This is a genomic window from Mesorhizobium sp. M7A.F.Ca.CA.002.04.1.1 (assembly GCF_004022805.1).
GTDB classification, from domain to species: domain Bacteria; phylum Pseudomonadota; class Alphaproteobacteria; order Rhizobiales; family Rhizobiaceae; genus Mesorhizobium; species Mesorhizobium ciceri.
This window is the reverse complement of record NZ_RZPL01000857.1, coordinates 1-2230: the sequence shown is the minus strand read 5'-3', so window position 1 is coordinate 2230 and position 2230 is coordinate 1. Positions and strand designations below refer to the sequence as shown.

The 2230-nt window shown below is 62.3% G+C and carries 3 protein-coding genes; all 3 read right to left on the bottom strand.

The window, feature by feature from the left end:
- Positions 1–346: hypothetical protein (locus tag ENZ75_RS29515; protein ID WP_128278536.1), on the bottom strand; the 346-nt coding region annotated here is incomplete at its 3' end.
- 374 nt (positions 347–720) lie between these two features.
- Complete coding sequence (locus ENZ75_RS29510; RefSeq protein ID WP_013529261.1) at positions 721–1578, bottom strand: glutathione S-transferase family protein; 858 nt, start codon at positions 1576–1578, stop codon at positions 721–723.
- Between the two features lie 22 nt (positions 1579–1600).
- Complete coding sequence (locus tag ENZ75_RS29505) at positions 1601–2182, bottom strand: VOC family protein (protein ID WP_013529260.1); 582 nt, start codon at positions 2180–2182, stop codon at positions 1601–1603.
- Positions 2183–2230 lie beyond the last annotated feature (48 nt).

The following is a 2230-nucleotide window of genomic DNA, read 5'->3' as shown; positions in this document are numbered from 1 at the left end:
ACGTGAACACGTTGCCGGCGATGCCTTGCGCCAGTTTCGCTGAGAAGGTCAGGGGCAGACAATTCTGCAAGGCGGTCGTTGCGGCGTCGACAAAGGACTTCTTCGCCTTGGCATCGCCTTCCACCTTGATGGCTGTCGGCCTCGGTGGGCCGATCAGCGTGCCGTCCCGCTTGAAGCTGAAGCTCAAGGTGACGCTGGCGGTTCCCGCTCCCGCCGGCGGTGTCCAGCAAGCCTGGATCGCGGCCCCGACATCGTCCATCGTGTTGAGTTCAGCTGCACTTGACGCATGAACAGCGCCCGCCAGCACCACGCCCGCAACCGCAATCCGTCTCGCAACGCTTTTCATCGCCAGCCCTCACGCCTGACCACGGTCCATCTGGGACGCTCAATGGATGGTAGGGCCAACGTCGGCAATGGCAATATCTCTCGGCAAACTTGACGCCGAAAAAGCGACACCTGACTGGGCTTGCGCGGTCTGATCGCTGCTCGATCGCGCCTGGCGATAAAGCAATGCCGGTTAAGTGTGAAACGGTTTTCCCGGAAAAGCGCATAACGCTTTTCCCTTGGGAATTGCGTCGAACAAAGCGTGCGAAAAGCAAAAGGCCGGCATTGCGCCGACCTTTCCTATCGCTGCGACGTTCTGCGCCAGTACATCCGTGGTCGCGGGCCGAAAGCGAATTGCCTGCAGTAGACAGGGCTTTGGTTAACGAACCCTTAAGCTCAGGCCTTGGCCTGGGACTTCACATGGGCGATATAACCGCGCACGTCGCCGGCCGGCTCGCTATAGGCCTTGCCGAGCTTCTTCTCAATCGCCGCCACATAGTCCTTCGCCCATTTGGGCAAGGCATAGTCGATGACGGCCAGAAATTCGAGCGTCGCCGCCAGCCGGATATCGGCGATCGACGGATGCTTGCCGCCGATGAACGGCTTGCCGTCCCTGAAGAACGAGTGGAAGACCTCCAGCGGCTCGGCAATCGCCGCCATCGCCGCCTTCTGGGCTTCGGACTTCTTGTCGGGATGGGCGTCGCTGTGGCCGACCTCGCCGGCATAGTGCGGGAAGCCGAGCGCCGGATAGGTGGCGCGCGCCACATAGGGGTAGAGCGTGCCGATCAGGTAGAACATCGCACTGTCGACCATCGCCCGCTTGGCCGGCGCCTTCGGATAGAATTTCTCCAACCCGTGCTTGTTGGCGAGATACTGCATGATAGCGCAGCTTTCCCACAGCACGCCTCTGGGCAGGCCCTTGTCCTCGATCATCGGTGTCAAATGGGCGGGATTTCGCGCCATGAACTCCGGCGAACGGGTGTGGCCCCAGGCATCGGTCTCGGCGTGGTCGAAACCCGCCGCGCGCGCAAACACCCGCACGGTCATGTTGTTGACGCTGGGCTTCAGCATGCTGAGCTTCAGCGCCGGCTTCTTGGCCGGCTTGGCCTTGGCCCTGGGCGCGGCTTTTGCCGTCGCCTTCACCGCAGGCTTGGCGGCCGCCTTGGCTTTTGGCGTTGCCGCAGCTTTCGCCGCCGGCTTGGCGGCAGCTTTGGCCGCGGATTTCCCGGCAGTCTTCGTCGCTGTCTTGGCCATCTTGTTCCTCCCTCTGGTCTGTTCAGTATGGGTTCTTCGGCGCCCGATCGTCCGACAGAGTGGCACGGGAACGCTCTACGAGCGTCTGGATCGCATCGGCGAGATGCACTTCGGCGATGTTGTAGTCGCCGCGCCCGACCCGCAGCCTGTGCGCTTCCATCAGCACATCCGCATGGGTGAAGCCCGCCGGCGGTTCGAAGCGGTAGGACGCCAACTCGATCAGCAGGCCGAGCGGATCCTCGAAATAGATCGAATCCATGAAACCGCGATCCTTGACGCCGCTGTGCTTGATGCCGCGCTCGTCAAGCCGGGAGACCGCCTGCAGAAAGGTGACGCGCGACACCGAAAAGGCGATGTGGTGAACACAGCCCGGATCGGTAGGCGTGCGCCGCTTCTCCGGCGTCCGGCTCTCGTCGGTGAAGATAGTGATCAGCCGGCCGTCGCCGGGATCGAAATAGAGGTGGCTTTCCCTCGGCTTGTCGAGATTGGGCTGTTCGAAGATGAACGGCATGCCGAGCACGCCTTCCCAGAAATCGATAGAGGTCTGGCGCCCGGCGCCGACCAGCGTGATGTGATGGACGCCCTGCGATTGCAGCTTCTGCATTGGCCTTCCTCCCCCATGGATCAACTGGCCCTAAGGACAGCGCGGCGT

Coding starts and splice junctions, on each gene's coding strand:
- ENZ75_RS29510 (WP_013529261.1), bottom strand. CDS start 1,578: ATGGCCAAGACAGCGACGAAGACTGCCGGGAAATCCGCGGCCAAAGCT.
- ENZ75_RS29505 (WP_013529260.1), bottom strand. CDS start 2,182: ATGCAGAAGCTGCAATCGCAGGGCGTCCATCACATCACGCTGGTCGGC.